At 70.5% G+C, this 24,848-nt stretch carries 25 protein-coding genes; 10 read left to right on the top strand and 15 right to left on the bottom strand.

What is annotated here, in order from left to right; genetic code table 11:
• Positions 1-107: 107 nt before the first annotated feature.
• The gene (locus ACIA77_RS16850) at positions 108-1,481 is read left to right on the top strand and encodes a wax ester/triacylglycerol synthase family O-acyltransferase (RefSeq protein ID WP_395886787.1); all 1,374 of its coding nucleotides are present in this window, start codon (positions 108-110) and stop codon (positions 1,479-1,481) included.
• Between the two features lie 27 nt (positions 1,482-1,508).
• Here ACIA77_RS16850 and ACIA77_RS16845 read toward each other — a convergent pair whose 3' ends face one another.
• The 5 genes from ACIA77_RS16845 to ACIA77_RS16825 form a co-directional block, all read right to left on the bottom strand.
• Positions 1,509-2,483, bottom strand: a complete 975-nt coding sequence (locus tag ACIA77_RS16845) for an aldo/keto reductase (protein WP_395886786.1) — start codon at positions 2,481-2,483, stop codon at positions 1,509-1,511.
• A 152-nt stretch (positions 2,484-2,635) separates the two neighbouring features.
• Positions 2,636-3,106: a MaoC family dehydratase gene (locus ACIA77_RS16840; RefSeq protein ID WP_395886785.1), complete on the bottom strand. Its 471-nt coding sequence runs from the start codon at positions 3,104-3,106 to the stop codon at positions 2,636-2,638.
• 74 nt (positions 3,107-3,180) lie between these two features.
• Positions 3,181-3,441, bottom strand: a complete 261-nt coding sequence (locus ACIA77_RS16835) for a hypothetical protein (protein WP_395886784.1) — start codon at positions 3,439-3,441, stop codon at positions 3,181-3,183.
• A 62-nt stretch (positions 3,442-3,503) separates the two neighbouring features.
• A complete protein-coding gene (locus ACIA77_RS16830) occupies positions 3,504-4,883 on the bottom strand; it encodes an amidase (RefSeq protein ID WP_395886783.1) in 1,380 nt (459 codons plus the stop codon).
• A complete protein-coding gene (locus ACIA77_RS16825; protein WP_395887037.1) occupies positions 4,880-5,812 on the bottom strand; it encodes a D-2-hydroxyacid dehydrogenase in 933 nt (310 codons plus the stop codon). The genes ACIA77_RS16830 and ACIA77_RS16825 overlap by 4 nt, the downstream gene beginning before the upstream one ends.
• A 163-nt stretch (positions 5,813-5,975) precedes the next feature.
• Between ACIA77_RS16825 and ACIA77_RS16820 the strand changes: the two genes are divergently transcribed.
• The 3 genes from ACIA77_RS16820 to ACIA77_RS16810 are packed head-to-tail and all read left to right on the top strand — an operon-like array spanning position 5,976 to position 8,205.
• Positions 5,976-6,716, top strand: a complete 741-nt coding sequence (locus tag ACIA77_RS16820; protein ID WP_395886782.1) for an Asp/Glu/hydantoin racemase — start codon at positions 5,976-5,978, stop codon at positions 6,714-6,716.
• Positions 6,717-6,774: 58 nt separating this feature from the next.
• Positions 6,775-7,509 carry a maleate cis-trans isomerase gene (locus tag ACIA77_RS16815; RefSeq protein ID WP_395886781.1) on the top strand — a complete coding sequence of 245 codons (735 nt, stop codon included), beginning with the start codon at positions 6,775-6,777 and terminating at the stop codon, positions 7,507-7,509.
• Positions 7,510-7,512: 3 nt separating this feature from the next.
• Complete coding sequence (locus ACIA77_RS16810; RefSeq protein WP_395886780.1) at positions 7,513-8,205, top strand: GntR family transcriptional regulator; 693 nt, start codon at positions 7,513-7,515, stop codon at positions 8,203-8,205.
• A 37-nt stretch (positions 8,206-8,242) separates the two neighbouring features.
• Here the strand turns inward: ACIA77_RS16810 and ACIA77_RS16805 are convergent, their stop codons facing one another.
• The 3 genes from ACIA77_RS16805 to ACIA77_RS16795 form a co-directional block, all read right to left on the bottom strand.
• Complete coding sequence (locus ACIA77_RS16805) at positions 8,243-8,713, bottom strand: DUF4262 domain-containing protein (protein WP_395886779.1); 471 nt, start codon at positions 8,711-8,713, stop codon at positions 8,243-8,245.
• A 99-nt stretch (positions 8,714-8,812) separates the two neighbouring features.
• Positions 8,813-9,871 (bottom strand): tartrate dehydrogenase, encoded by a 1,059-nt coding sequence (locus ACIA77_RS16800; protein ID WP_395886778.1) that lies wholly within the window; start codon positions 9,869-9,871, stop codon positions 8,813-8,815.
• Entirely contained in the window at positions 9,868-11,331 is a 1,464-nt protein-coding gene (locus ACIA77_RS16795; protein WP_395886777.1) for an NAD-dependent succinate-semialdehyde dehydrogenase, read from the bottom strand. Before ACIA77_RS16795 ends, ACIA77_RS16800 begins: the two co-directional genes overlap by 4 nt.
• Positions 11,332-11,442: 111 nt before the next feature.
• Between ACIA77_RS16795 and ACIA77_RS16790 the strand changes: the two genes are divergently transcribed.
• Positions 11,443-12,702, top strand: coding sequence for an aspartate aminotransferase family protein (locus ACIA77_RS16790; protein WP_395886776.1), 1,260 nt, complete (start codon positions 11,443-11,445; stop codon positions 12,700-12,702).
• 3 nt (positions 12,703-12,705) lie between these two features.
• Positions 12,706-13,206, top strand: a complete 501-nt coding sequence (locus tag ACIA77_RS16785; protein WP_395886775.1) for a DUF3830 family protein — start codon at positions 12,706-12,708, stop codon at positions 13,204-13,206.
• 130 nt (positions 13,207-13,336) lie between these two features.
• On the opposite strand, the gene ACIA77_RS16780 is transcribed toward ACIA77_RS16785, so the two are convergent.
• Positions 13,337-13,642 (bottom strand): winged helix-turn-helix transcriptional regulator, encoded by a 306-nt coding sequence (locus tag ACIA77_RS16780; RefSeq protein WP_395886774.1) that lies wholly within the window; start codon positions 13,640-13,642, stop codon positions 13,337-13,339.
• Between the two features lie 863 nt (positions 13,643-14,505).
• Here ACIA77_RS16780 and ACIA77_RS16775 point away from each other — a divergent pair.
• Both ACIA77_RS16775 and ACIA77_RS16770 read left to right on the top strand, forming a co-directional pair.
• On the top strand, positions 14,506-15,879 hold the full coding sequence (locus ACIA77_RS16775; protein ID WP_395886773.1) for an FAD-binding oxidoreductase: 1,374 nt from the start codon (positions 14,506-14,508) through the stop codon (positions 15,877-15,879).
• Positions 15,880-15,910: 31 nt separating this feature from the next.
• Positions 15,911-17,464 carry an acetolactate synthase large subunit gene (locus ACIA77_RS16770; RefSeq protein WP_395886772.1) on the top strand — a complete coding sequence of 518 codons (1,554 nt, stop codon included), beginning with the start codon at positions 15,911-15,913 and terminating at the stop codon, positions 17,462-17,464.
• A 5-nt stretch (positions 17,465-17,469) separates the two neighbouring features.
• Here the strand turns inward: ACIA77_RS16770 and ACIA77_RS16765 are convergent, their stop codons facing one another.
• Positions 17,470-18,879 (bottom strand): MFS transporter, encoded by a 1,410-nt coding sequence (locus ACIA77_RS16765; protein ID WP_395886771.1) that lies wholly within the window; start codon positions 18,877-18,879, stop codon positions 17,470-17,472.
• A gap of 655 nt (positions 18,880-19,534) precedes the next feature.
• The gene (locus tag ACIA77_RS16760; protein WP_395887036.1) at positions 19,535-19,768 is read right to left on the bottom strand and encodes a DUF3761 domain-containing protein; all 234 of its coding nucleotides are present in this window, start codon (positions 19,766-19,768) and stop codon (positions 19,535-19,537) included.
• Between ACIA77_RS16760 and ACIA77_RS16755 the strand changes: the two genes are divergently transcribed.
• Both ACIA77_RS16755 and ACIA77_RS16750 read left to right on the top strand, forming a co-directional pair.
• A complete protein-coding gene (locus ACIA77_RS16755; protein WP_395887046.1) occupies positions 19,689-20,009 on the top strand; it encodes a hypothetical protein in 321 nt (106 codons plus the stop codon). The genes ACIA77_RS16760 and ACIA77_RS16755 overlap by 80 nt on opposite strands.
• A gap of 114 nt (positions 20,010-20,123) precedes the next feature.
• Positions 20,124-21,257 (top strand): FAD-dependent oxidoreductase, encoded by a 1,134-nt coding sequence (locus ACIA77_RS16750; protein WP_395886770.1) that lies wholly within the window; start codon positions 20,124-20,126, stop codon positions 21,255-21,257.
• Here ACIA77_RS16750 and ACIA77_RS16745 read toward each other — a convergent pair.
• The 4 genes from ACIA77_RS16745 to ACIA77_RS16730 all read right to left on the bottom strand — a co-directional run bounded on the left by ACIA77_RS16745 (position 21,232) and on the right by ACIA77_RS16730 (position 24,724).
• Entirely contained in the window at positions 21,232-21,705 is a 474-nt protein-coding gene (locus ACIA77_RS16745) for a hypothetical protein (RefSeq protein ID WP_395886769.1), read from the bottom strand. The two genes, ACIA77_RS16750 and ACIA77_RS16745, sit on opposite strands and share 26 nt — an antisense overlap.
• A gap of 11 nt (positions 21,706-21,716) precedes the next feature.
• Entirely contained in the window at positions 21,717-22,646 is a 930-nt protein-coding gene (locus tag ACIA77_RS16740) for a PDR/VanB family oxidoreductase (RefSeq protein ID WP_395886768.1), read from the bottom strand.
• Positions 22,643-23,830 carry a Rieske 2Fe-2S domain-containing protein gene (locus ACIA77_RS16735; protein WP_395886767.1) on the bottom strand — a complete coding sequence of 396 codons (1,188 nt, stop codon included), beginning with the start codon at positions 23,828-23,830 and terminating at the stop codon, positions 22,643-22,645. The genes ACIA77_RS16740 and ACIA77_RS16735 overlap by 4 nt, the downstream gene beginning before the upstream one ends.
• Positions 23,831-23,923: 93 nt before the next feature.
• A complete protein-coding gene (locus ACIA77_RS16730; RefSeq protein WP_395886766.1) occupies positions 23,924-24,724 on the bottom strand; it encodes an IclR family transcriptional regulator in 801 nt (266 codons plus the stop codon).
• Positions 24,725-24,848: the final 124 nt, after the last annotated feature.

Below are 24,848 nucleotides of genomic sequence, written 5' to 3'. Positions count from 1 at the left end.
TTGTCACCAGCGCTTACGTGGTAGGAGGCAGGAACAACGACATCGTGCGTAGACTCGGGCTCCGGGGTGCGCCGATGCTCCCGGCGCGCGGAAGGTGGGTGGCCCGAATGCCGTTGATGCCCGTGACCGACTCGATGTTCCTCATGGTCGAAACCCGCGAACACCCGATGCACGTCGGCGGCCTGCAGCTGTTCCGCAAACCGGACGACGCGTCCGACCACTACCTCAGCGACCTGCGCCGCGCGATGCTCGAAACGGACAACGTGCGCAGCGTCTTCCGCCGCCGGCCCAGCCGTCCGGTGAACACGGTGGGCCACGTCGCCTGGAGCACCGAGGGCGATCTCGAACTCGACTACCACTTCCGCCACTCCGCGCTGCCGCAGCCGGGCCGCATCCGCGAACTGCTCGAGGTCACGTCGCGCTGGCACAGCACCCTGCTCGACCGCCACCGCCCGCTGTGGGAGATCCACCTCATCGAGGGCCTGCAGGACGGCCGGTTCGCGATGTACTCGAAGATCCACCACTCGCTCATGGACGGCGTTTCCGCGTTGCGGCACCTGCAGGGCACGCTGTCCGACGACCCGAACGACCTCGACTGCCCGCCGCCGTGGGGCAGCAGGGCGAACGGGGGCGGCGGCAACGGCCACGCGTCCGGCTCGCTGTTCAAACGGGCGGGCAAGACGTTCGACCAGCTGACGGGCATGGCGCCGGCCGCCGCGAAGGTGGCGCGCGAGGCGTTCCGCGAGCACACGCTGACGCTGCCGATGCAAGCGCCGAAGACCATGCTGAACGTGCCCATCGGCGGCGCGCGCCGGTTCGCCGCGCAGTCGTGGCCGCTGGATCGCGTGCGCGCCATCGCGACCGCCGCCGGCGTCTCCCGCAACGACGTCGTGCTCGCCATGTGCTCCGGCGCGCTGCGCGATTACCTCATCGAGCAGAGCGCGCTGCCGGACGCACCGTTGATCGCGATGGTGCCGGTTTCGCTGCGCCGCAAGTCCGACGCGGGCGAAGCCACGGGCAACAACATCGGCGCCCTGCTGTGCAACCTGGCCACCGATCTGACCGATCCGGCACTGCGGCTATCGGCCATCCACACGTCCATGACGAACGGCAAGAAGCTGTTCTCCGAGCTGACGCCGCTGCAGACGCTGCTGCTTTCGGGGGTCAACGTGGCCCAGCTCGGCGTCTCGCCGATCCCGGGCGTCGTGAACAACACGCGGCCGCCGTTCAACCTGGTCATCTCCAACGTCCCGGGCCCGCGCAAGCAGATGTACTGGAACGGCGCTTCACTCGACGGCATCTACCCCGCGTCGGTGCTGCTCGACGGCCAGGCGCTCAACATCACGCTGACCAGCAACGGCGACAACCTCGACTTCGGCATCACGGGGTGCCGGCGCAGCGTGCCGCACCTGCAGCGGATCCTGACGCACTTGGACACGGCGCTGGCGGAGCTGGAAGGCGCCACCGGGGTGAAGGGCTGACGGCACTCGTCGCCCCGCCACCCGGCGTCAGGCGATGCCCTCCGGGCTCGCGCCACCGACCTGGATCGCGGCGGCGGTGATGCGCTCGATCTCGGCGAGGTCGCCGGCCGTCAGGTCGAGGTCGGCCGCCGCCGTGCTGGCCGCGATGTGCCGCGGCTGCCGCGCGCCGACGATGGCGACGTGGACACCCGGCTGCGCGAGCGTCCACGCGATCGCCAGCTGGCTCACCGAAGCGCCCCGCTCCTGCGCGAACGCCGCGAGCTTCTCGACGATCTCCAGGTTGTGCCGCAGGTTCTCGCCCTGGAACGCCGACGACTTCGCACGCCAATCGGATTCCTCGAACACGGAATCGGGCTTGAGGGTGCCCGTGAGCAGGCCGCTGCCGAGCGGGCTGTAGGCGAGCACGCCGATGTCGTGCCGGCGCGCGTAGGGCAGCGGGTCCGTCTCGATCCCGCGACGGAACAGGTGGTACGGCGGCTGCACCGTCTCCACGGGCCGCGTCTCGTCGAAGGCCGCGAGCTGGGCCGCGTTGTAGTTCGAGACGCCGACGTGGCGCACCTTGCCCGCGTCGACGAACTCCTGCAGCACGCCCGCCACCTCCGCCGCCGGGGTGTCGGGGTCGGGCCAGTGGATCTGGTACAGGTCGAGGTGATCGACGCCGAGCAGGCGCAGGCTGTCGTCCACGCCCTGGGTCAACCACTCCCGCCGCGAATCCCGCGGCCGGTCCGAGCGCGGTTTCGTGCCGCCCTTGGTCGCGATGACGACGCTGTCGCGGTCGTGGTCCAGCTCGCTGCGCAGCGCCTTGCCCAGCAGCGCCTCCGCCTTGCCCCCGCCGTAGGCCTGCGCGGTGTCGAAGAGCGTCACCCCGAGCTCCCGCGCGTGCCGGATCGCCGCGATCGCCGTGTTCTCGTCGAAGGCACCCCACTGGCCACCCAGCTGCCAGGTCCCGAAGGCGATCCTCGACACTTCGAGGCCGCTCCGGCCCAAGATCGTCGTCCGCATGGGGTCAGGAGAACACACGCCCCGCGGACGCGCACCACCCCTGTGGCGCGCGTCCCGGCCAGCGGACAGCGAGTTGTCCGTGGTGTTCCGTTGATCGGCTATTGAGTCCACAGTGGACTTCCGCCGCGGGTCAGCTCACCGGTTCGAACCGGTCACTTCGGGCGCACGGCCATGAAGTTGATCGCGTGGGCGCTCATCACCACTTCGTCGTGGGAGGTGAAGAGTTCGACGTGCGTGCGCAGCAGGCCGCGGTCGGGCTTGGACTTCGAGAGGCGGGCTTCCTCGATCGTCGCGCGGACGCGGAGCTTGTCGCCGGGGCGGACGGGGCGCGGCCAGCGCAGGTCGTCCATGCCGGGGCTGCCGAGGCTGGACACCGTGGACAGGTAGTGGTCCACGAACATCCGCATCATGACGCTCGCCGTGTGCCAGCCGCTGGCGACGAGGCCGCCGAAGGGTCCGTGCTGCGCCGCCGCGGGGTCGACGTGGAAACTCTGCGGGTCGAAGCGCCGCGCGAACTCGATGATGTCCTCTTCGGTCACCACCGCTTCGCCGAACTCGTACACCGCACCCTGCGGGTAGTCCTCGAACCAGCGGTCGTCGATCGGCGTCGTGAACTCGGTCATGGGCGAAGCGTGCCACACCGATCGTTCGAGCGGCAGCGAACCGAGCCCCCGCCGGACCGAACCCCGTCCGAGCGTCAGTGGCCCGGGGACCGCGGCTCCGGCGCGACGTCGCGGTGGCCGTCGAGCTTCCACCAGCTCTCGAGCGTCTGGCGCAGCGCCTTGAGCAGTTCGCCGCCGGTCTCGAGGGGCACCAGTGCGGCCGGGCCGTCGCCGACGCGCAGGGCGGCCGAGAGGCGGTCGTCGCGTTCGATGAGGCCCACGATCACGCGGGTGGGTTGACCGGTCAGGTCAACGGTGGGGATCGCCTGTTCGTAGCGCCAGCCCGTGGAGTGCACGGGCCAGACCCTGGCACAGTTTTTCATGATCACGACCGGAAATCACCCGGAAGTGCGGGGCCCTACCCGGCCCAGGGACGCACCTCTTCCAGCAGTTTCGCGACGGCCAGCACGAGGTCGTCCGAGTGCCGCGGCCCGACGATCTGGATGCCCACCGGAAGCCCCGTCGACGTGCGTCCCGCCGGCACGCTGATCGCCGGCTGCTGCGTCATGTTGAACGGGTAGGTGAACGGCGTCCACTCCGGCCACTCGCTCAGCCCGCTGCCCGGCGGCACGTCGTGCCCGGCCTCGAACGGCGGGATCGGGATGGTCGGGGTGAGCAGCACGTCGTAGCGCGTGTGGAACTCGCCCATGCGGATGCCGAGGGCCGCGCGTTCCGCGGTGGCGTCGAGGTAGTCACTCGCCGAGAAGGTCTTGCCCTTCTCCCACACGAGCCGCAGGCCCGGGTCCACGCGGTCTTCGCTGCCCGCCGGGAACGAGTCGAGCAGCTTCGCCGCACCGGTGGACCACAGCACGTCGAACGACGGCTTCGGGTCGTCGAACCCCGGGTCCGCCTCCTCGATCTGCAGCCCCGCGTCCTCGAGCGACTTCACGGCCGACGCGACGATCGCCGCGACCTCCGGGTCGACGTCCACGTAACCGAGCGCCGGCGAGAACGCCGCGATCAGCCCGCGCACGTCGCGGCGCACGGCCTCGCGGTAGGTGCTGACGGGTGGCGCGAGCGCGGCCGGGTCACGCGGGTCCGGCGTGGCGATCACGTCGAGCAGCAGCGCGATGTCGTCGACGCTGCGCGCCATCGGGCCGGCGTGCGAGAGCGGGCCGAACGGGCTCGCCGGGTAGAGCGGGATGCGCCCGTGCGTGGGCTTCAGCCCGACGATCCCGCAGAACGACGCGGGGATCCGCACCGAGCCGCCGCCGTCGGTACCGACGGAGATCGCGCCCATGTCCGCCGCCACGGCCGCGGCGCTGCCTCCGCTCGACCCGCCCGCGGTCATCGCCGGGTTCACGGGGTTGCGCGTGATGCCGGCGAGCGCGCTGTCGGTCACGCCCTTCCACGCGATCTCGGGTGTGGTCGTCTTGCCCAGCACCACCAGGCCCGCCTCGCGCATCCGCGCCATCACGGGGCTGTCGACGTCCCACGGCTGGTCGGCCGGGATGCTCGTCGAGCCGCGCAGGGTGGGCCAGCCCGCGGTGAGGAACATGTCCTTGATCGACGAGGGCACTCCGTCGAGCCAGCCGATCGGGTTGCCGTCACGCCACCGGATCTCCGCCGCCTTCGCCTGTTCCAAGGCGCGATCGGCGTCGACGAGGCAGAAGGCGTTGAGCTCGCCGTCGCGCTCCTCGATCGCCTTCAGCGCGACCTGCGTCGCCTCCACCGGCGAAAGCTCCCCGGTGGCGTAGGCGGCGACGAGCTCGCTGGCGGTCAGTTCCCGGTCGCTCATCGGGCAGCTCCCTGTGATTCCGACGGCACGTATCCGAGCCGTTTGTCCACGACGTTGTGCAACGGCTCCCCGGCCACCCAGCGGCGGAAGTTCGCCTGGAAGACCTCTACCAGAGTGCTGCGCCAGCCGATGAAGTCCCCCGACATGTGCGGCGACAGCAGCACGTCCGGCATCGTCCAGAGTGGACTGTCGGCGGGCAGGGGCTCGGTGTCGAACACGTCGAGCGCCGCCCCGGCGAGCTCGCCTGCGCGCAGCGCCGCGACCAGGTCGGACGCGACCACGAGCTCGCCGCGTCCCACGTTCACGAACCGCGCCGACGGCTTCATCGCCGCGAACGCCGCCGCGTCGAACATGCCCTTCGTCTGCTCGGTCAGCGGCGCCACGGCCACCACGTAGTCGTAGACCGGCAGGTGCCGCGTCAGCTCGCCCGAATCGTGGACGGTTCCGAAGTCCGGGTCGCCGGTGCGCGGCCGCCGCCCCGCCCCGGACACGCGCAGCCCGGCCGCCCGCAGCAGCCGCGCGATCGAGCGCCCGATCGGCCCGGTCCCGACCACGAGCACCTCACGCCCCGCGATCCGCTCCGTCTCGCGGTGCTGCCACGTGCCGGCGCGCTGCAGGTCGAGCGAACGCGCGAAGTCCTTGGCGAAGGCCAAGACCACACCCAGCACGTACTCGGCGATGGCGTCGTCGAACACGCCGCGCGAGTTCGTGAGCACCACGTCGCTGTCGATCAGCCCGGGGAACAGCACCGGGTCGACACCCGCGCTCGCGATGTGCAGCCACCGCAGGTCACCTGCGGAATCCCACGCTCCGGGCACGGCGGTGGAGAGGAAGTCGTAGACGAAGAGGGCCTCGGCACCGGTAAGCGCTTCGGGTAATCCCGCCGCGTCCGTGTAACGAACCACCGCCGCCTTTTCGATAGCGGCCATGTCCGGTGGTGGAGCCGACCCGCACAGCACCGCCAGCACGGGAAATTCCGAGGCGATCACATTGACACCGTAAAAGTGGCTCGTATGATTGTCAACAATCCGAGGAACGTCCCCCGGAGCACCGGACTTGTCAGTTGCGCAGGCGTACTCCGGAGGCTGAGCCTTGGATCTGGACTTTCTCGCGTTCGAAGGCCCGCTGGCCCAGCGGGGCATCGGCGTGATCGCGCCGTTCGACCTCGCCCTCGAACGCGAACTCTGGCGCTGGGTGCCGATGGAGGTCTCCCTCCACCTCGCCCGCACGCCGTACGAGCCCGTGCCCGTGAGCATGGAGATGGCCCAGCTCGTGAGCGACAGCCGGCACCTCGCCGCGGCGACGCGCGACGTGCTCCACGTCGAGCCCGAGGTCGTCGCCTACCTGTGCACCTCCGGCAGCTTCGTCAACGGCATCGACTACGAACGCTCCCTCACCAAAGCCATCTGCGACGCGGGGGCCCCCGACGCCGTGACCACCTCCGGCGCACTGGCCGAGGTGCTGCACCAGCTCGACCTGCACCGCGTCTCGGTGCTCACGCCGTACGACGCCGACCTCACCGGCAAGCTCCACGACTTCCTCGGCGAACTCGGCGTGGACACGGTCTCCAGCGACCACCTCGGCCTCGGCGGCGGCATCTGGAAGGTCAGCTACCGCACCATCGCCGAGCGCATCCTCGCCGCGGACCACAAAGACGCCGAAGCGATCTTCGTCAGCTGCACCAACCTCCCCACGTTCGACTTGATCGAGCCCCTCGAATCCGCACTGGGCAAACCCGTGCTGACCGCCAACCAGCTGACGATGTGGGCCTGCCTGCGCCGCATGCGCCTGCCGATCGTCGGCCCCGGCAAGTGGCTGGGGGAGGTGTCTTGATCCGCTGGCCGACCGACACCGTTAAGATTGTCGACAATCTGCGTATCCCGGAGGTTTCGTGACCACGATCGGCTTCATCTACCCCGACCACGCGGCCGAGGACGACTACCCGCTCGCGGAGCAGCTGCTCGGCGGTTCGGACTCCACCGAGGGCGACATCCGGCTCCCGGTCGAGCACATCTACGGCACCGATCTGCACGCCGTGCCCGAGCTGCTCGACCTCGGCAGCGAGGCGCGCCTGGCCGACGGCGCCGCGCTGCTCGCCAAGCACGAGCCCGACGCCGTGATCTGGGCCTGCACGTCCGGCAGCTTCGTGTACGGCTGGGACGGGGCGCGCGACCAGGCCGACCGGCTCGCCGCGGTGGCCGGGGTCCCGGCCTCGAGCACGTCCTACGCGTTCGTGCACGCGGCGCAGGCGCTGGGCGTGAAGCGAGTCGCCGTGGCTGCGAGCTACCCCGGCGACGTGGCCCGCCTGTTCGTGGACTTCCTCGCCGCCGGCGGCGTGGAGGTGCTGACGATGAAGAGCGCGGGCATCGACACCGCCGCCGAGGTCGGCCGCCTGGAGCCGGAAGCAGTGGTGCGCCTGGCGGTCGAGAACGACCACCCCGAAGCCGACGCCGTGCTGGTACCCGACACCGCGATGCGCACGCTCGGCGAGATCAACGCCATCGAGCACGCGCTCGGCAAGCCCGTGCTCACCGCGAACCAGGTGACGATCTGGGAGGGCCTGCGCCTCACCGGCACCACCCGCCTGGTGCGCTCGCTCGGCGCGCTGTTCCGGGTGAGGGGCTGAGCCGTGGTCGCCCTGCCCGGCATAGAACCGGTGAGCCGCGAGTCGACGGCCGCCGTGATCGCGCGCCAGCTGCGCGACGCCATCATGACCGGCGCCCTGCCACCCGGCACGCAGCTCGGCGAGACCGATCTCGCCAGCCGCTTCCAGGTCTCGCGCGGTCCGCTGCGCGAGGCCATGCAGCACCTCGTGTCCGAGGGCCTCGTGCGCAGCGAACGCCACCGCGGGCTGTTCGTGATCGACCTCGAACCCGACGACGTGTTCGACGTCTACCTCGCCCGCTCCGCCGTGGAACGCGCGGCTCTGCTGTGCGCTCTGCGCGGCGACCGCGACGCCATCACCGCCGTGCTCGAACAGGCCGTGGCCGACATGGCCGCCGCGGCGGACGACGACGACCCGGCCGCGCTCTCCACGGCCGACCTCGCCTTCCACGAGGCGCTCATCACCGCCTCCGGCAGCAAGCGGCTCGTGCGCATGGCCCGCACGCTGCTCATCGAGACACGCATGTGCCTGACGCTGCTGCAAGGCAAGTACCAGGGCGTGGAAGACCGCGTGGAAGAGCACACGCGCATCATCGAAGCGCTGCGCACCGGCGACGCGGACACGGCGCTGCACCTGCTCGACGCCCACATGGACGACGCGATCGGCCGCCTGCTGCCGGGTTCGAGCCTGGGGGAAGGCGCGGCGCAGGTTTCGTGACCACGCGGCCGCGGCCGTCAGCGCGCCGCGCAAGCGTTCACGCATCGGACCGCGTCCCCAGCACCGGCTGCCCGCCGCGGCCGTCCCGGTAGGACGGTGCCCACGGGAAGCGCCCCGCCTCGTCGGCGTGCACGAGCTGCAGCGCGCGGATCTCCTTGCCGTACAAGGAAACCGCCACCAGCAGGTGCGCCGAGGGTTCGGCGAGCGCCACGATCTCCACGGCCGGCAGCCCCCGCAGCGAGAACACCTCGCCGGGCCGCGGCGGCCCCGCACCGATCGCGCGTTCGGCCACCGCGGTCAGCAACGCCTCCGCCGGTTGCGGCGGCAGGCCGGCGACCAGGAGCTCCGGCAGCCCGTGGGCCGTCAGGCCGACCGTGTACGCCCAGGGCGGCCGGGAATCCGTTCCCAGCACGCCCTGGACGCACCAGCCGTACTCCTCGATCCGCGCGAGGATCTCCGCCACGTACTCCTGCCCGGATCTGCCCGGGTACTCACACTGCTCGCACATCGGTGCCCTGCTCCCCCTGCTCCGGCTCGCGAAGCGTTTCCCCGGCCGGCGGGTCCCGGTCGGTCGAGGAAGAGTGAAGCGGGGAGCACTGACGAAAAATCAGCGGAGCGCTTCGGCCACCGCCGTGCCGAGCCGAGTTGTGGTAGAGGAACCGCCGAGGTCCGGGGTGAGCTCGGCGCCGGCCGTGAGCACCTCGTCGACGGACGTGCGGATCGCTTGCGCGGCAACGGTTTCGCCCAGGTGTTCGAGCAGCATCGCGCCCGCCAGGATCTGCGCCACCGGGTTGGCGATGCCCTGGCCGGCGATGTCCGGAGCGCTCCCGTGGACCGCTTCGAACATCGACGGAAACTCACCCGATGGGTTGATGTTTCCGGACGGCGCCATGCCCAGTCCGCCCGTGACGGCGGCCGCCAGGTCGCTCAGGATGTCGCCGAAGAGGTTCGACCCCACCACCACGTCGAGCTTCTCGGGCGCCTGGACCATGCGCGCGGCCAGCGCGTCGACGTGCATCTGTCCACTTTCGACGTCCGGGTACTTCGCCGCGACCTCGGCGAAGATCTCGTCCCAGAACGGCATCGAGTGGATGAGCCCGTTGGACTTCGTCGCGGAAGTCACGCGCGAAGAACGCGTGCGCGCCAGCTCGAACGCGTAGCGGATGATCCGCTCCACGCCCACGCGCGTGAAGACCGACTCCTGCAGCACGAACTCGTCGGGCCGCCCGGAGTTGTGCCGTCCGCCGATCGCCGAGTACTCCCCTTCGGAGTTCTCGCGGACGATCACCATCTCCAGCTCCTCGGCCGTGCGCCCCGCGAGCACCGACGTGGTGCCCGGCAGCAGCCGCACCGGCCGCAGGTTCACGTACTGCTGGAACGCCCGCCGCAGCGGGATCAGCAGGCCCCACAGGGAAACGTGGTCCGGCACGCCGGGGAACCCGACGGCACCCAGCAGGATGCCGTCGAACGCCGCCAATTGCGCCACCCCGTCGTCCGGCATCATCGAGCCGGTCTTGGTGTAGCGCTCGCAGCTCCAGTCGAACTCCGTCCACTGCAAGGAAAAGCCGTGCTTGGCCGCCGCGGCGTCGAGGACCTTGCGGGCCTCCACCGTGACGTCGACTCCGATGCCGTCGCCGGGGATGCTCGCGATCCGGTACTCACTCACAGGCTCACCGCGATGTACTTGGTCTCGAGGAACTCGTCGATGCCGACCGTGCCGCCCTCGCGCCCGAGGCCCGACTGCTTGATGCCGCCGAACGGCGCCGCCGGGTTGGAGACGATGCCCTGGTTGAGCCCGATCATGCCCGCCTCGAGGCGTTCGGACACGCGCAGCGCGCGCTTCACGTCGCTGGTGTAGAGGTAGGACACCAGGCCGTACTCGGTGTTGTTGGCCTTCTCGACGACCTCGTCCTCGGTGTCGAACGGCGTGATCGGCGCGACCGGCCCGAAGATCTCCTCCGCCGCCATGCGCGCGTCCGTGGGCACGTCGGTGAGCACCGTGGCCTGGTAGAAGTGGCCCGGCCCGTCGACGGTCGCGCCGCCGGTGAGCACGCGCGCGCCGCGGTCGGTGGCGTCCTTGACCAGCTCGGTCACCTTGCGCACGGCGGCCTCGTCGATCAGCGGGCCCACGACCACGCCGTCCTCGGTGCCGCGGCCCATGGCCAGCGCCTGCATGCGCTCGGTGAGCCGCCGCGAGAACTCGTCGGCCACGCCGCGCTGCACGTAGAAGCGGTTCGCCGCCGTGCACGCCTCGCCGATGTTGCGCATCTTCGCCTGCATCGCGCCCTCGACGGCCGCGTCGAGGTCCGCGTCGTCGAACACGACGAACGGCGCGTTGCCGCCCAGCTCCATCGACGTGCGCAGCACCTTCTCCGCGCACTGCTCCAGCAGCTTGCGCCCCACCGCGGTCGACCCGGTGAACGACAGCTTGCGCGCGCGGCCGTCGCGGATCAGCGGCTCCACCACGCCACCCGCGTCGGTGGTCGTGACGACGTTCAGCACGCCCTCGGGCAGCCCCGCCTCCGCGAGGATCGACGCCAGCGCCAGCATCGACAGCGGCGTCTGCGCGGCCGGTTTGATCACCATGGTGCAGCCCGCGGCGACGGCCGGGCCGATCTTGCGCGTGCCCATGGCCATCGGGAAGTTCCATGGCGTGATCAGCAGCGTCGGGCCCACCGGCTGCTTCGTGATCAAGAAGCGCCCGACGCCGTTGGGCGCGGTGGCGTACCCGCCGTCGATGCGCACGGCCTCCTCGGCGAACCAGCGGAAGAACTCCGCCGCGTAGGTGATCTCGCCCGCCGCCTCGGCCAGCGGCTTGCCCATTTCGAGCGTCATCAGCAGCGCCAGCTCGTCGCGGCGCTCGATCAGCTTGTCGTAGGCCCGGCGGAGGATCTCGCCTCGTTCGCGGGGCGCGACGACGGCCCAGCCCGCCTGCGCCGCGACGGCCGCGTCCAGCGCCGCCATCCCGTCTTCGGGGCCGGCGTCCGCCACCTCGCACAGTGCGGCGCCGGTCGACGGATCCTGCACCTCGAACGTCTTGCCACTCTTGGCGGGCACCCACTTGCCGCCGATGAAGAGTTCCTTGTCGACCGCGCCGACGACGCCGGCTTCAGTGATCGCGCTCATCCAGCTCGCTCCTCCGTGTTGTCCCGAGGCCATGCTATGGATATTGTCAACAATCGACAACCACTCACAGCGCACTCAAGCGCAACCTCACACCAGAACCAGGAGCGCCGCATGGCCCAGCTGTCCCCGCTGCTCAAGCAGGCAACTCCCGTCGTGGTCGACCACGGTGAAGGGGTCTACCTCTACGACGTCGACGGGAAACGTCACCTCGACTTCACCGCGGGGATCGGCGTGACGAGTACCGGCCACTGCCACCCACGCGTCGTCGAGGCCGCCCGCGAACAGATCGGCAAGCTCATCCACGGCCAGTACACGACCGTGATGCACAAGCCACTGCTGGAGCTCACGAAGCGCCTCGGCGAGGTGCTGCCGACGGGTCTCGACTCGCTGTTCTACTCGAACTCCGGCAGCGAGGCGGTCGAGGCCGCGCTGCGGCTCGCGCGCCAGGCGACCAAGCGCCCCAACGTGATCGTGTTCCAGGGCGGCTTCCACGGCCGCACCGTCGCCGCCGCCACGATGACCACGTCGGGCACGCGGTTCAGCGCCGGTATCTCGCCGCTCATGGGCGGCGTGCACGTGGCGCCGTTCCCGTACGCGTACCACTACGGCTGGGACCAGGACACGGCGACGAAGTTCGCGCTGCGCGAGCTCGACTACCTCTTCCAGACGGTGTCCGCGCCGAACGAGACCGCCGCGTTCTTCGTCGAGCCGGTGCTCGGCGAGGGCGGTTACGTGCCGGCCAACAGCGAGTTCATGGCCGGGCTGCGCGAGCGCGCCGACCGCCACGGGATCGTGCTGGTGGTCGACGAGATCCAGGCCGGCTTCGGCCGCACGGGCAAGTTCTGGGGCCACGACCACTTCGGCATCACACCCGACGTCGTGCTCATCGCCAAGGGCCTCGCGAGCGGGTTCCCCCTGTCGGGTATCGCCGCTTCGCAGGAGCTGATGGCGAAGGCGTACCCGGGTTCGCAGGGCGGCACGTACGGCGGCAACGCGGTGTCGTGCGCCGCTGCGCTCGCGACGCTCGACGTGATCCGCGACGAGAACCTGGTCGAGAACGCCGCCGAACGCGGCCGCCAGCTGCTCGAAGGCGCGCGGCTGATCGCGGACAAGACGCCGGCGATCGGCGAGGTGCGCGGGCTCGGCCTGCTCGTGGGCACGGAGTTCACCACCGCCGACGGTGAGCCGGACGGTGCGACGGCCGCCGCGGCCCAGCAGACGGCGGCGAAGAACGGCCTGCTGCTGCTCACCTGCGGCGCCTACTCGAACGTGGTGCGCATGGTGCCGCCGCTCGTCGTGAACGCCGAGCAGGTCGACGACGCGTTGAAGATCTGGGGCGACGTCGTCGCTTCCGTGACGGCGGGGAGCTGAACCATGGCGCGCTACATCACGATCACGCTCGACAAGCGCGGCGTCACCTGCCGCGCGCGGCTGCTCGACGCCGAGGCGCCGCGCACCTGCCAGGCCTTGTGGGACGCGCTGCCGCAGAGCGGCTCGGCCTACCACGCCAAGTACGCGCGCAACGAGATCTACACCCTCGTGCCGCCGTTCGCGAAGCCCAAGGTGGGCCGTGAGAACCCGACGATCACGCCGATCCCGGGCGACGTCGTGTACTTCGGGTTCGAGCCGTGGGAGATCGGCAACCCCGCGTACGGCTACGACGAAGGCAGCGAAGCCCACGCCGATCAGGGCGCCACGGACCTCGCGATCTTCTACGGCCGCAACAACCTCCTCATCAACGGCGACGCCGGCTGGGTGCCGGGCAACGTGTTCGCCACGATCGAAGAGGGGCTCGCGGAGATGGCCGCGGCCGCTCAGGACCTGTGGCTGCGCGGGGTCGAAGGCGAGACGCTCACGTACGCGCGAGCGGAGTGAATTTTCCCTGTCCCAAGCGAAGGCCTCCGCGTCCGGTGTCCGCACGGCGCGGAGGCCTTCGCCGTCCCCAGCCCGGTCGGCGCCCGCCCCTGTCCGGCCGGCGCCGCCCGGCTGTGCCCCACCCCCCGGGTCAGCTGGCGCCGTTGACGTAGTTCTCGTAGAGCGCCGTCCAGACGTCCAGGTCCGCGAGCTCGTCGGCGAGGCAGCGGCCTTCGCGGGTGAGCGCGAACCGCGTGTCCGGCGCGGGGCGCTCGTCCCACGTGCCGACGCGCGTGACGAGCCCTTCGGCAGCGAGCACCCGGAGTACGCGCGCGAGCCAGCGACGCGACAGTCGGGTGCGCCTGCGCAGCTCGGTGAACTCAGCCTCACCCTCGGTGAGCACGTCGATGATCTCGACGGCCTTCCGATAGCCGGTCACGTGCAGCGGTGCGGGCACGGTCCACCTCCTTCGCCGGCGACGCTAAAGCGCTCTGGCGCAAGGAACTCCGGCCGTTGACGAAGTCCTGACGGGTGCGTCGCCGGCTTTGACACGACCTCTTCGTCACCCGGGCGTGTGAACCTGCGGGACTCACCATTAGTGGCAGGCCGATCACCGGTTCGGGTAACGACGCCGCCCGGTTGCCGCAACGACGTTCTGCTACCCAGCGTGATCAACTTCGCTCTCCGCTACCGACTGTCGCCGTCCGTCCACAATGGCACCCCAGCCCCGAACACGAAAGCCTTACGCGTTTAGGCTGGAAGATTCGTGACGCTCGCTTGGCGCGGCGATTCGTTTTTTGACAGCGCGCCGGGTCGGTGAAAATCTTCGACCGCTCCTCGCGAGAGCACAACTGAACACGAAATCAGAACAAGGAGCCCCTCGATGCACACGTTCATCCAGCACGCGCACCACGGCCACGACCTGATCACTGGTCTGCTCGCCCACCTGGCGCACGTGCTCGGCTGGCTCGTCTGATCCGACGGCGGGATTCGAACGACGGGGCCGGTCTGTTGGCGCGGGCCGGCCCCCTCGGGCGATAATCACGAATATCCGGGCCACGCGCATTGTCCGGCTGGCCCACCCTCTATTTTCCGGCTGTTTTCGGCGGCACGCGGGGCGTCGCCGAAAATGCCTTTTCTTTCTGCGTACGGCGGCAGCGCGCCGCCAATCACCCCGCCACCACTCCGGTCGGCGCCTGCCGAGCGAACGATCCCTTCGCAACACCTCTCCCTGAAACATGAAGATGTTTCATAGCGGCCTTCCCGCCTGTCGTACTACGCTTCGGTAACCAGGCAAGGGCGCAGGAGGAGTGGCAGCAGATGAGTGACGTCGGCGCACGGCTCGCGGACATCGTCGGGGCGGAAAACCTGCTGGTCGGCGAAGCGATCTCCGACGACTACGCCCACGACGAAGCGCTGAGCGTGCAGCAGCAGAAGCCCGCGTACGTCGCGAAGCCGCAGAACGCCGAGGAAGTTTCGGCGCTGCTGAAGGCCGCGGCGGAAGCCGGGGTCCCCGTGACGGCGCGCGGGTCCGGCACCGGCCTGTCGGCGGCGGCGCGGCCCCTCGAAGGCGGCCTGCTCGTGTCGTTCGAGCGGATGAACGCAGTGCTCGAGATCGACACCGTCAACCACGTCGCGGTCGTGCAGCCGGGCGTGACGCTGGCCGAACTGGACCAGCGCACGGCCGAGGTGGACCTCACCTACCCCGTCTACCCCGGCGAGCTGAGCTCGAGCATCGGCGGCAACGTCGCCACCAACGCCGGCGGAATGCGGGCGATCAAGTACGGCGTGACGCGCAGCAACGTCGTCGGCCTGCAGGCCGTGCTGCCCACCGGCGAGATCATCCGCACGGGCGGGCGCACGTCCAAAGTGTCCACCGGCTACGACCTCACGCAGCTGATCATCGGCTCCGAAGGCACGCTCGCGCTCGCCACCGAGGTGATCGTGAAACTGCACCCGCGACTGCCGCACGGCGCCACCGTGCTCGCTCCGTTCGACGACTTCGACCAGGTGCTGGCAGCCGTCCCGAAGATCGTCGCGAGCGGGCTCACACCCCACATCGTCGAGTACATCGACAACCTCACGATGGCCGCCATCGTCTACAACGAGAAGCTGGAGCTCGGCGTCCCCGACGCGATCCGCGACAAGGTGCAGGCGTACCTGGTGGTGGCGCTGGAGAACCGCCGCGACGACCGGCTCCACGAAGACGTCGAGACGCTCGGTGAACTGCTGGACGAACTCGGCGCGGTCGACGTGTACGTGCTCGAAGGCGGCTCCGCGCGCAAACTCATCGAAGCGCGGGAAAAGGCCTTCTGGTCCGCGAAATCGGCCGGCGCGGACGACGTGATCGACGTCGTCGTGCCCCGCTCGGCGATGGCGGAGTTCCTCACCAAGGCGCGGGAGCTGGCGCAGACCGCGGGCGGCGGCGCGATCGGCTGCGGCCACGCCGGCGACGGCAACGTGCACCTCGCGATCTTCTGCAAGGACCCCGAAACGCGCTCGAAGCTGCTCACCGACATCTTCGCGCACGCCATGGACCTCGGCGGCGCGATCTCCGGCGAGCACGGCCTCGGCCGCACGAAGACCAAGTACCACAAGGAACTCGAAGACCCGGCGAAGCTCGAGCTGCTGCGCCGGATCAAGCAGGGCTTCGACCCCGCCGGCATCCTCAACCCCGGTGTCCTCTTCGACTGAATCCTCGGGCCTCGACCAGAAAGTGAGCCACATGAACGGCGCCCAGTCCCTGATCCGCACCCTCGTCGACTCCGGGGTCGAGGTGTGCTTCTCGAACCCCGGCACGTCGGAAATGCACTTCGTCGCGGCGCTCGACTCCGTGCCGGAGATGCGGGGCGTGCTCGGGCTGTTCGAGGGCGTGGTGACCGGCGCGGCCGACGGTTACGCGCGCATCGCCGGCAAGCCCGCCGCGACGCTGCTGCACCTCGGCCCGGGGCTGGGCAACGGTCTCGCGAACCTGCACAACGCGCGGCGCGCGCACACGCCGATCGTGAACGTGATCGGCGACCACGCGACGTACCACAAGCAGTACGACGCCCCGCTGGAGTCCGACATCGAGGCTGTCGCGGGTTCGCTCGAAGGCTGGGTACGCCGGTCCGGGCACACGAAGGACGTCGGCGCCGACGCGGCCGCGGCCGTCGCGGCCTCGCTCGACGCGCCGGGCCGGGTGGCCACGCTGATCCTGCCCGCCGACGTGTCGTGGGGTGACGGGGGCGAGACGTGCGCGCCGATCCCGCCGCGCGCGCCGCAGGGCGTCGACGCGACGACCGTGAAGACGATCGCCGAGGTGCTGCGCAGCGGCGAGCCGGTCGCGCTGCTGATCGGTGGCGCCGCGTGCCGCGAGGCCGGACTGCTCGCCACCAGCCGGATCGCCGCGGCGACGGGCGCGAAGGCGCTCGTGGAGACGTTCCCGTCGCGGCTCGAACGCGGCGCGGGCCTGCCGAACATCGAGCGGCTCGGGTACCTGTCGGAGCAGGCGATGTACCAGCTCGACGGCGTGAAGCACGTGATCGTGGCCGGCACCAGGGCGCCGGTGTCGTTCTTCGCCTACCCGGGCAAGGCGAGCGTGCTCGTGCCGGAAGGCGCGAAGGTGCACACGCTCGCCGAAGCCGGCCAGGACGTGGTGACCGCGCTGAGCGACGTCGCGAACCTGGTGGCCGGCGACGTCGCGCCGGTGCTGCAGGAGGCGTCGCGGCCGGCGCTGCCGAGCGGTCCGCTCACGGCGCAGAACTGGGTCGAGGTGATCGGCGCGCTGCTGCCCGAGCAGGCGATCATCGCCGACGAGGCCAACACGTCCGGCCTGCTGCTGCCCGCCGCGACGGCGGGCGCCCCGCGCCACGACGTCCTCACGCTCACCGGCGGCGCGATCGGCTACGGCATGCCGGTGGCCACGGGCGCCGCGATCGCCGCGCCGTCGCGGCCGGTGCTCAACCTGCAGTCCGACGGCAGCGCGATGTACACGATCTCCGCGCTGTGGACGCAGGCGCGGGAGAACCTGAACGTCACCACGGTCATCCTCAACAACCACGCGTACGCGATCTTGCGGATGGAGCTGCAGCGCGTGGGGGCGTCCCCGGACGGGCCGAAGGCGAAGGACCTGCTCGACCTCAGCCGGCCGGACCTCGACTTCGTGAAGATCGCCGAAGGCATGGGCGTGCCCGCCACCCGCGCGACCACGGCCGAGGAGCTGGCCGAGCAGTTCAGCCGGGCGCTGGCGGAGCCGGGCCCGCACCTGATCGACGCGGCGGTGCCGCCGCTGCTCTAGACCTTTTACACCGCTGCCGGTTCCGGAGCGGCCGTCTTCGCGCGGACTCGGGGCACCAGGGCCGTGAGCCCCAGCCCGATGAGCGCGGCGACGGCCGCGACGGCGAACGTCGTGCGGAAGCCGGTGAGCGACGGGACGGTGAGCGCGCCCACGGTGATGGTCAGCTGGGCGAGCAGCGTGGCCATCACCGCGCTGGACGTCGAGGTGCCGACGGAGCGCATGAGCGAGTTGAGCCCGTTGGCTGAAGCCGTTTCCGTCAGGGGCACCGAGCCCATGATCAGCGCCGGCATGGCCGCGTACGCGATGCCGACACCCGCGCCGATGATCACGGACGCGGCGATCAGCTCGGCGACGTTGTCCATCAGCAGGATCGCGAACACGTACCCGACGGCGATCACGATGGAGCCGGTCATCAGCGTGGTGCGCGCGCCGTAGCGGTTCGTGATCCGCGCGGAGACGGGTGACAGGGCCATCATGACCAGGCCGTTGGGGGCGAGGCTGAGGCCCGCTTCGACCATGGTCTGGCCGAGCCCGTAGCCGGTCGCCGACGGCGCCTGCAGCAGCTGCGGGAACGACAAAGCCATGGCGTACATGGAAAAGCCGACGAGGATCGACGCCAGGTTCGTGAACAGCACCGGCCGGCGCGCCGACACGCGCAGGTCCACGAGCGGATCGCGGCGACGCCGCTGGTACCAGCCCCACGCCAGCAGCACGACCACGGCCGCGGCGGCGCAACCGAGTGTGGCCGGGCTGCCCCAGCCCCACTCGCCGCCCTTGACGATGGGGAGCAGCAGGCCCGTGAGCCCGGCGACGAGGCCGAACGCGCCGGCGTAGTCGAAGGGCGCGGGCGTGCGGAGCGGGGATTCGCCGACGTAGCGGAAGATCAAGGCCGCGCACGCGACGCCGAGGGCCGCGGAACCCCAGAAGAGCACGTGCCAGTCGGCGTTTTCGGCGACCACGGCGGCGAGCGGCAGCCCGATGGCGCCGCCGACACCGAGCGTCGCGCTCATGAGCGACACGGCGCCGCTCACGCGTTCCGGGGGAAGCTCGTCGCGCATGATGCTGATGCCCAGCGGGATCACGCCCATCGCGCACCCCTGCAGCCCCCGCCCGACGACCATCAGGGCGAGCGAACTCGTCAGCGCGGAAATGACTGAACCGATGACGAGGACGCCGAGGCTCGCGAGGAGGATGCGGCGCTTGCCGTAGAGGTCGCCCAGCCGCCCCGCGACCGGGGTGATGACGGCGCCGGCGAGGAGCGTAACGGTGACGACCCAGGACGCGTCGGTGGCGGTGGCGTTGAGGAGCTGCGGGAACGCCGGGATGAGTGGCACGACCAGCGTCTGCATGAACGACGCGACCAAACCGCAGGAAGCGAGGACCACGACGATGGCCCGCCCACCTCTGTGAGTCACTCCGGCTCCCGGTTACTCGTACATGATACCGGAAGGGACGGTACCGGGTGGAGGGATCAAGAGGGGAGATTCGTGATTGATCAGACTTTGGGGACTGGGCTGAATGGAGCAGTCATTTTGGACAATGGGGATGTGGGATGGGGTTGTGGTGGGGATGCGGTCCTGCGCGGGGGCGGCTGCGGTTGGGTTGTGGTGCTGATGCGGTCCTGCGCGGGGGCGTGTTGCGGTGCGTAGGCACCCCGAAGCTTGAGTGTGACTACGGCCGCTGACCCCGTGTCAAGGCGGGAAAGCGTGCCTTGACACGGGGTCGGCGGCCGTGTGGAAGCTTCGGATCGAGGTGCCGGGCAGGGGCTGGGCGCATCCTCAGTGGGGTGGTTGGGCGGCGGTTGCGTATGCGCGTGGTGCGACGCCGTTCGGGGTGCCGGGCAGGGGCTGGGCGCATCCTCAGTTGCATAGTTCGGCGGCGGATTCGTATGCGTGGTGCGTCGCCGATCGGGATGCGCGGCAGGGCTGGGTGCAGGACTTGCTGCATAGTTTGGCGGCGGTGTCGTATGCGTGGTCGTCGCCGGTTGAGGTGGCGGGCAGGGGCTGGGCGCATCCTCGTTGAGTGGATTTGTTGCGGTGCGTATGGCGGTGCGTGCCCCTGGTGGTGTTGTCAGAGCCAGGTCTTGACGCCGCCGTGGCCGGAGCAGGTGCCGGAGCGGTGTTGGCTGTAGCTGTAGGAGCCGTCTTTGCAGATCGCCGTGGCGCCGGAGGGGTTGGTGGACGGGCGGTGGACGCAGACGCCCGAGGAGTTGCGGTAGTAGTCCGTGCCGCAGGTCGTCGAGGTGGGGTGTGGGGTGGCGGTGGTGGTTTTGGGCTTCGCCGTGGTCGTTTTCGGGGCCGTGATCTTCGGGGTGGCGGCCTTCGATGAGGTGACCGGTGGTGCATCGGTCGTGGTCGTGATCGCGGTGGGCGGGGCGGTTTCCGTTGTCGGGGTGGGGATCGGCGTTGAGAAAGTGGTGGCGGGGGCGACCACGCCGCCGGTTCCCGTAGGTGCCGTCCCGACGCCGCAGCCGGCGACCAGCGCGCAGGCGGCCAGTGCGATTCCCAGTTTCCGCAACAACTCGAACCCCTCCTCGGAAAGATGAACGTGCGCCGCGTTGTCGAAGAACAGGCGGGGATCGTTACAGCCGTGAAGTACTGCGCAAGTACGGTACGAAATTCGTTGCCGGGTAACGTCTTCTCGCGGCGAGGGTTCCGGGTTGTCACACGAGGCTCCGGCCGAGGAAGATGTCCAGGGTGCGAAACGGGCCGTGGTCGCCGGGGGCGGTGTGGTCGGGTTGACGACCGGGCTGGCGGTGGGGCGGGCGGGGTTCGAAACGCTGGTGTGCGAACAGGATCCGGAGATCCGCGGCGTCGGCGCCGCGCTCGGGTTGTGGGCGAACGCGCTCGCGGTGTTCGACCGGCTGGGCGCCGGCGAGACGATCCGTGCGGCGGGTGTGCCGAGCGGGATCCGGTACCAGGACCCGGCCGGTCAGGTCGTGGACGAGTACTACGGCGATCTCGCCGACGTCGACTACGTGGTGCTGACCCGCCAGCGCCTCAACGAACTCCTCGCCGAAGCTCTCGGTCCGGACCACCTGCGCACGGGCGCGCAGGTCACCGGCTACCGCGACCACGACGAGGGCGTCGTCGTGGAACTCGCGGACGGCACCGCGATCGACGCCGTCCTCCTCGTCGGCGCCGACGGGGTGTATTCGCGAGTGCGCGAGCAGCTGTCACCGGGCGAGACGGCGCGGGAGCACCCGGGCCACCTGGCGTGGCGTGGGATCGTCGCGGAGAGCGCGATCCCGGAGATCACCGTCGAGCGCTACGTCATCGGCCGCGAACGCACCCGCGGCGGCGTCGTCCGCAGCGGCGGCGGCACGGTGTTCTGGGTCATCGCGCAGCTGAAAGCCCCGCCCGTCAACGGATCCGGCAAGGGAGAAGCCCTGGCCCGCGTCCCCCACCTCTACAACGGCGGCTGGCCGTTCGCCCCGCGCGAAGCCATCGAGGCGACGCCGGAGGACCGCGTCGTGCGCAACCGCGTGCTGTACGTGCCCCGGCAACACCGCTGGGTCTCTCGCCACGTCGCCCTCGCCGGCGACTCCGCCCACGCCGGGTCCCCGCACATCACCTCGGGCGCCTCCCTGGGCATCGAGGACGCGGCCGTCCTCGCGGACCTGCTCACCGCGCACCCCGACGTCCCGGGTGCGTTGCAGGCTTACGAAGCCGACCGCGTCCCGCGCTACGCGGAGGTCCACCGCTGGGCGGACCAGGTCGCCGACGCCGCGGACGAACCCCACGTCTACGCCAAGGAGTTCTTCGACATCATCCGCTGGATGCTCGGACGGTGACCCGTTCGAACACTTCCTCGCGCAGGGCGACCGGATCGATGGCCATGATGCCGACCCGGGGGTCGACCGGGACGAGGAGGCCGTCTTTGGGGGCGGGGATGGGGCCGAGGTCGTGGATGGCGTCGTCGATCCAGACCCACGGGCGGCCGGCGGCGTGGGTGCGGATGGCGGGCAGCTTGCGGAACTGCACGGGCAGGAACGGCCACGGTTCGGCGGGCAGGTCGAGGGCCTCCTGCAGAGCGGGATGCGCGTTGTGGGACCACGAGCTCGCCCACACCACGTCGAACTCGGCGACGAGGCGGCGAAGCACGTCGGCGGCGCCGATGGGGATGTTGATGGGGCGGGCCCAGCGGTGGCCGTAGGTGTGGACCACCGTCTCGACGACGGGGACGCGCGGGTCGTCGAGGGCGAGGACGCCGTCGACCTCGAGAACTGCGATGGGGCGCACGAAGAGACCTCCTAAAGGTCGAGAACCAGCCGCGACGAGGTGCACCGCGACACGCAGATGAACATCGTGTCGCCGGACTGGCGCTCGGCGGCGGTGAGCACGGAGTCGCGGTGGTCGAGGTCGCCCTCGAGCACGGTGGTTTCGCAGGTGCCGCAGATGCCGTCCTGGCAGGAGTACAGGACCGGCAGCCCGGCGTCCTCCAGCACGGACAGCACGCTCTGGTCCGGGCCGACGGTCGCGGTCACCCCCGAGCGGGCGCAGACCACCTCGAACGCGTTGGCCGGCAACGAAGACTCGACCGGTTTGGCGGCGAACCGCTCCACGCGCAGCTGCCGCCCGTGGTCAAGGCACCGCTGTTCCACAGCCGTCAGCAAGGATTCGGGCCCGCAGCAGTAGACGACAGTGTCCGAAGTGGTCTCTTTCAGCGCCTCGTCGAGGTCCAGCCGGCCGAACTCGTCCTCCGGGCGCACCGCCACCGCGGCGCCGAAGTCCGCGAGCACGTCCAGGAAGGCCATCGACGTCCGTCGCCGGCCGCCGTACACGAGGCGCCACGAAGCGCCCCGCGCAGCGGCAACCGTGAGCATCGGCAGCACCGGCGTGATGCCGATCCCGCCGGCGATGAACACGTACGACGGCGCGTCGACGAGTTCGAAGTTGTTCAACGGCACGGAAACCGGCACCACGTCACCCGGGCGCAGTCGCGTGTGGACGAACTCCGAACCACCCCGCCCGGCCGGCTCGCGCAGCACCGCGATCTTCAGCACCCGGTCGTCCGAAGGATCTCCGCACAGCGAGTAGCTGCGCCGCAGGCCGCCGAGTTCGACGTCCACGTGCGCCCCGGGCGTCCACGACGGCACAGGGCCGCCCGACGGGTCGGCGAGGACGACCGACAGCACGCCGTCCGCCTCCCACGTCAGGCTCACCACCCGGAGGTCGGTCACCGCGAAGCCGCCGGCACGCCGTCGAAGTAGCTGCCCGCCAGCACGTGGTACGTCGTGGTGTCGCCCTCGCGCACGACGCCCACCGGGTCACCGCCGTCGGCGACGGCCTTGATCTGCTTGGCCATCATGCGCCGCAGCATCGCGACGCCCTGGTCGGTCGTGGTCAGGAACTCGCGCGAGTGCACCGCGGTCGGCCCCTGCGACTTCTGCGCCTCGTAGTCGCTCGGGTAGCGCTGGTGCTCCTCCTCGGTGAGCTCGTGCCAGTTCTTGCCGTCGCCGAGCTTGAGGCTCTCGGTCTCGAGGTAGTCGGGGCTGGTGGCGCGGAACAGCGTGAACACCTTGAAGTGCGTGTCGTCGAACGGCACCGCCCAGCCGACGATCGGCGTCGGCCCCATCACGGTCAGGCGCGGGCCGGGGATCAGGCGGATGTTGGGGAACACGACGTCGGTCAGGCGCGTGAGCACTCGGCCGCCGGAGAAATCGCGCATCGCCGTCACGCGCACGCCCTGCTCGGTGTAGGAGAACGTGCACTCGGGCAGCACGGCCATCTCCGGGATGAACTGGTTGCCGGAGAACCGCGCGTGCAGGATCGGGATGTGGAACTGGTCCATCACGTTTTCCCAGTGCTGCAACCAGTTGAAGTCCACCTCGGCGGGGCCGCCGGCGCCGAAGCTCTTGTCGTCCGCGTACACGGCTTCGCCCTCGCCGAGGTCCTCCAGCACGTCGTAGACGGGGAACGCCGGCTTGCGCTCCGGCGGGCCGAGGTAGGCGAAGACCAGGCCGTGGTACTCGCGAACCGGGTACCACGGCTGGCGCACGCGGTCGCGGTGCCGGCCGAGCTCCGGCTCGCACGGCTGCTCGAGGCAGCGGCCTTCGGTGTCGAAAACCCAGCCGTGGTAACAGCACCGGATGCCGTCGTCCTCCACGCCGCCGTAGAACAGCGACGCGCCGCGGTGCGCGCAGTCGGGCGCGAGCAGGCCGGTCGCGCCGCGGCGGGTGCGGAACAGGATCAGGTCCTCACCGAGGATCCGCAGCCGCTTCGGGGTCGTGGTGGCGTCGGCAGACAGCGCGACGGGCTGCCAGTAGCGGCGCAGGACCTCGCCGTACGGCGTGCCCGGCCCGACTTGGGTCAGCTCCAGCAGCGACTGGCCGGGCTTGCGTCCGTACGCGGTGCCGACGTCCATGGTTGCTCCTCGTTCGTGGTGGCCGATCACCACTCACTGAAGCGGCCGGGCGTCGGAGCCCTCAACGGAGACTCCAATCAATGGAATCCGGGCTCACGCGGGCGGACGGTACGGCCACATCCGCGTGGGCTGTTCGGCCACCGGCGACCGCAGCGCGCGCCCGATCCCGTGCGCCGCCGCCAGCAGGACGGGGACGAACGTCATCGGCTGCGCGTCCTCGGCCGGCACCACAACCCCGATCGCGGCCACGACCTCGCCCTCGCGCCCCGTGACGGGTACCGCAACGCTCACCGCGTGGGGGCTCACGAACCCGTCGCAGACGACGTAGCCGTACTTCTTCGCATACGCCCACAATCGCCGCAATTCCTCCGGATCCGTAGGAGTTTTGTCGTTGAACCGCGCGAGGGGTCCCGCGAGGACCTCGTCCTGCAGGTCCTTGCCCGCGTGCGCCAGCAGCACCGCGCCGCCCGCGACCACGTGCGCCGGCACGCGGCGCCCGGCGTGCAGGATCAGCTGCTTGAGGGCCTTGCGCGCCTTCAGCCACTCGACGACGAGCACGTCCTTGCCCTCCAGCACGCTCAGCTGTGTGTGCTGGCGCGTCGCGACGTGCACGTCCTCCAGGTACGGCATCGCGGCTTCCCGCAGGTCCAGCGCCCGCGCGCCCAGCGCCGCCAGCTCCCACAGGTGCAGACCGATCCGGACGCGGTGCCCTTCTTCACGTTCCAGGAACCCGACGTCGAGCAGCTGCGCCACGAGCCGGTGCACGGTCGGCACCGGCAGGCCCGCCTTCCGCGCGATCTCGGCGACCGTGAGCACCCGGTGCTCGGCGTCGAACGCCTCCAGCACCCGCGCACCCCGGGTGAGCACCGACTCCCCGGTCGTCCAGCGCGCCACCGCACCTCCGGTTCCGGCCGCTCGACCGCCGCGGCCCTGCGGCCACGCCGTTCATGGCCGCCAAGCTCATGATGACCGATTCCGGCAGTGGGCGGTGCGGCCCGCCTCGTGACCCGAGCCAACA

The organism is Amycolatopsis sp. NPDC051903 (genome assembly GCF_044452505.1).
GTDB lineage: Bacteria > Actinomycetota > Actinomycetes > Mycobacteriales > Pseudonocardiaceae > Amycolatopsis.
Note: the sequence above shows the minus strand (reverse complement) of the source record. Positions and strands in the feature narration are given on the sequence as shown.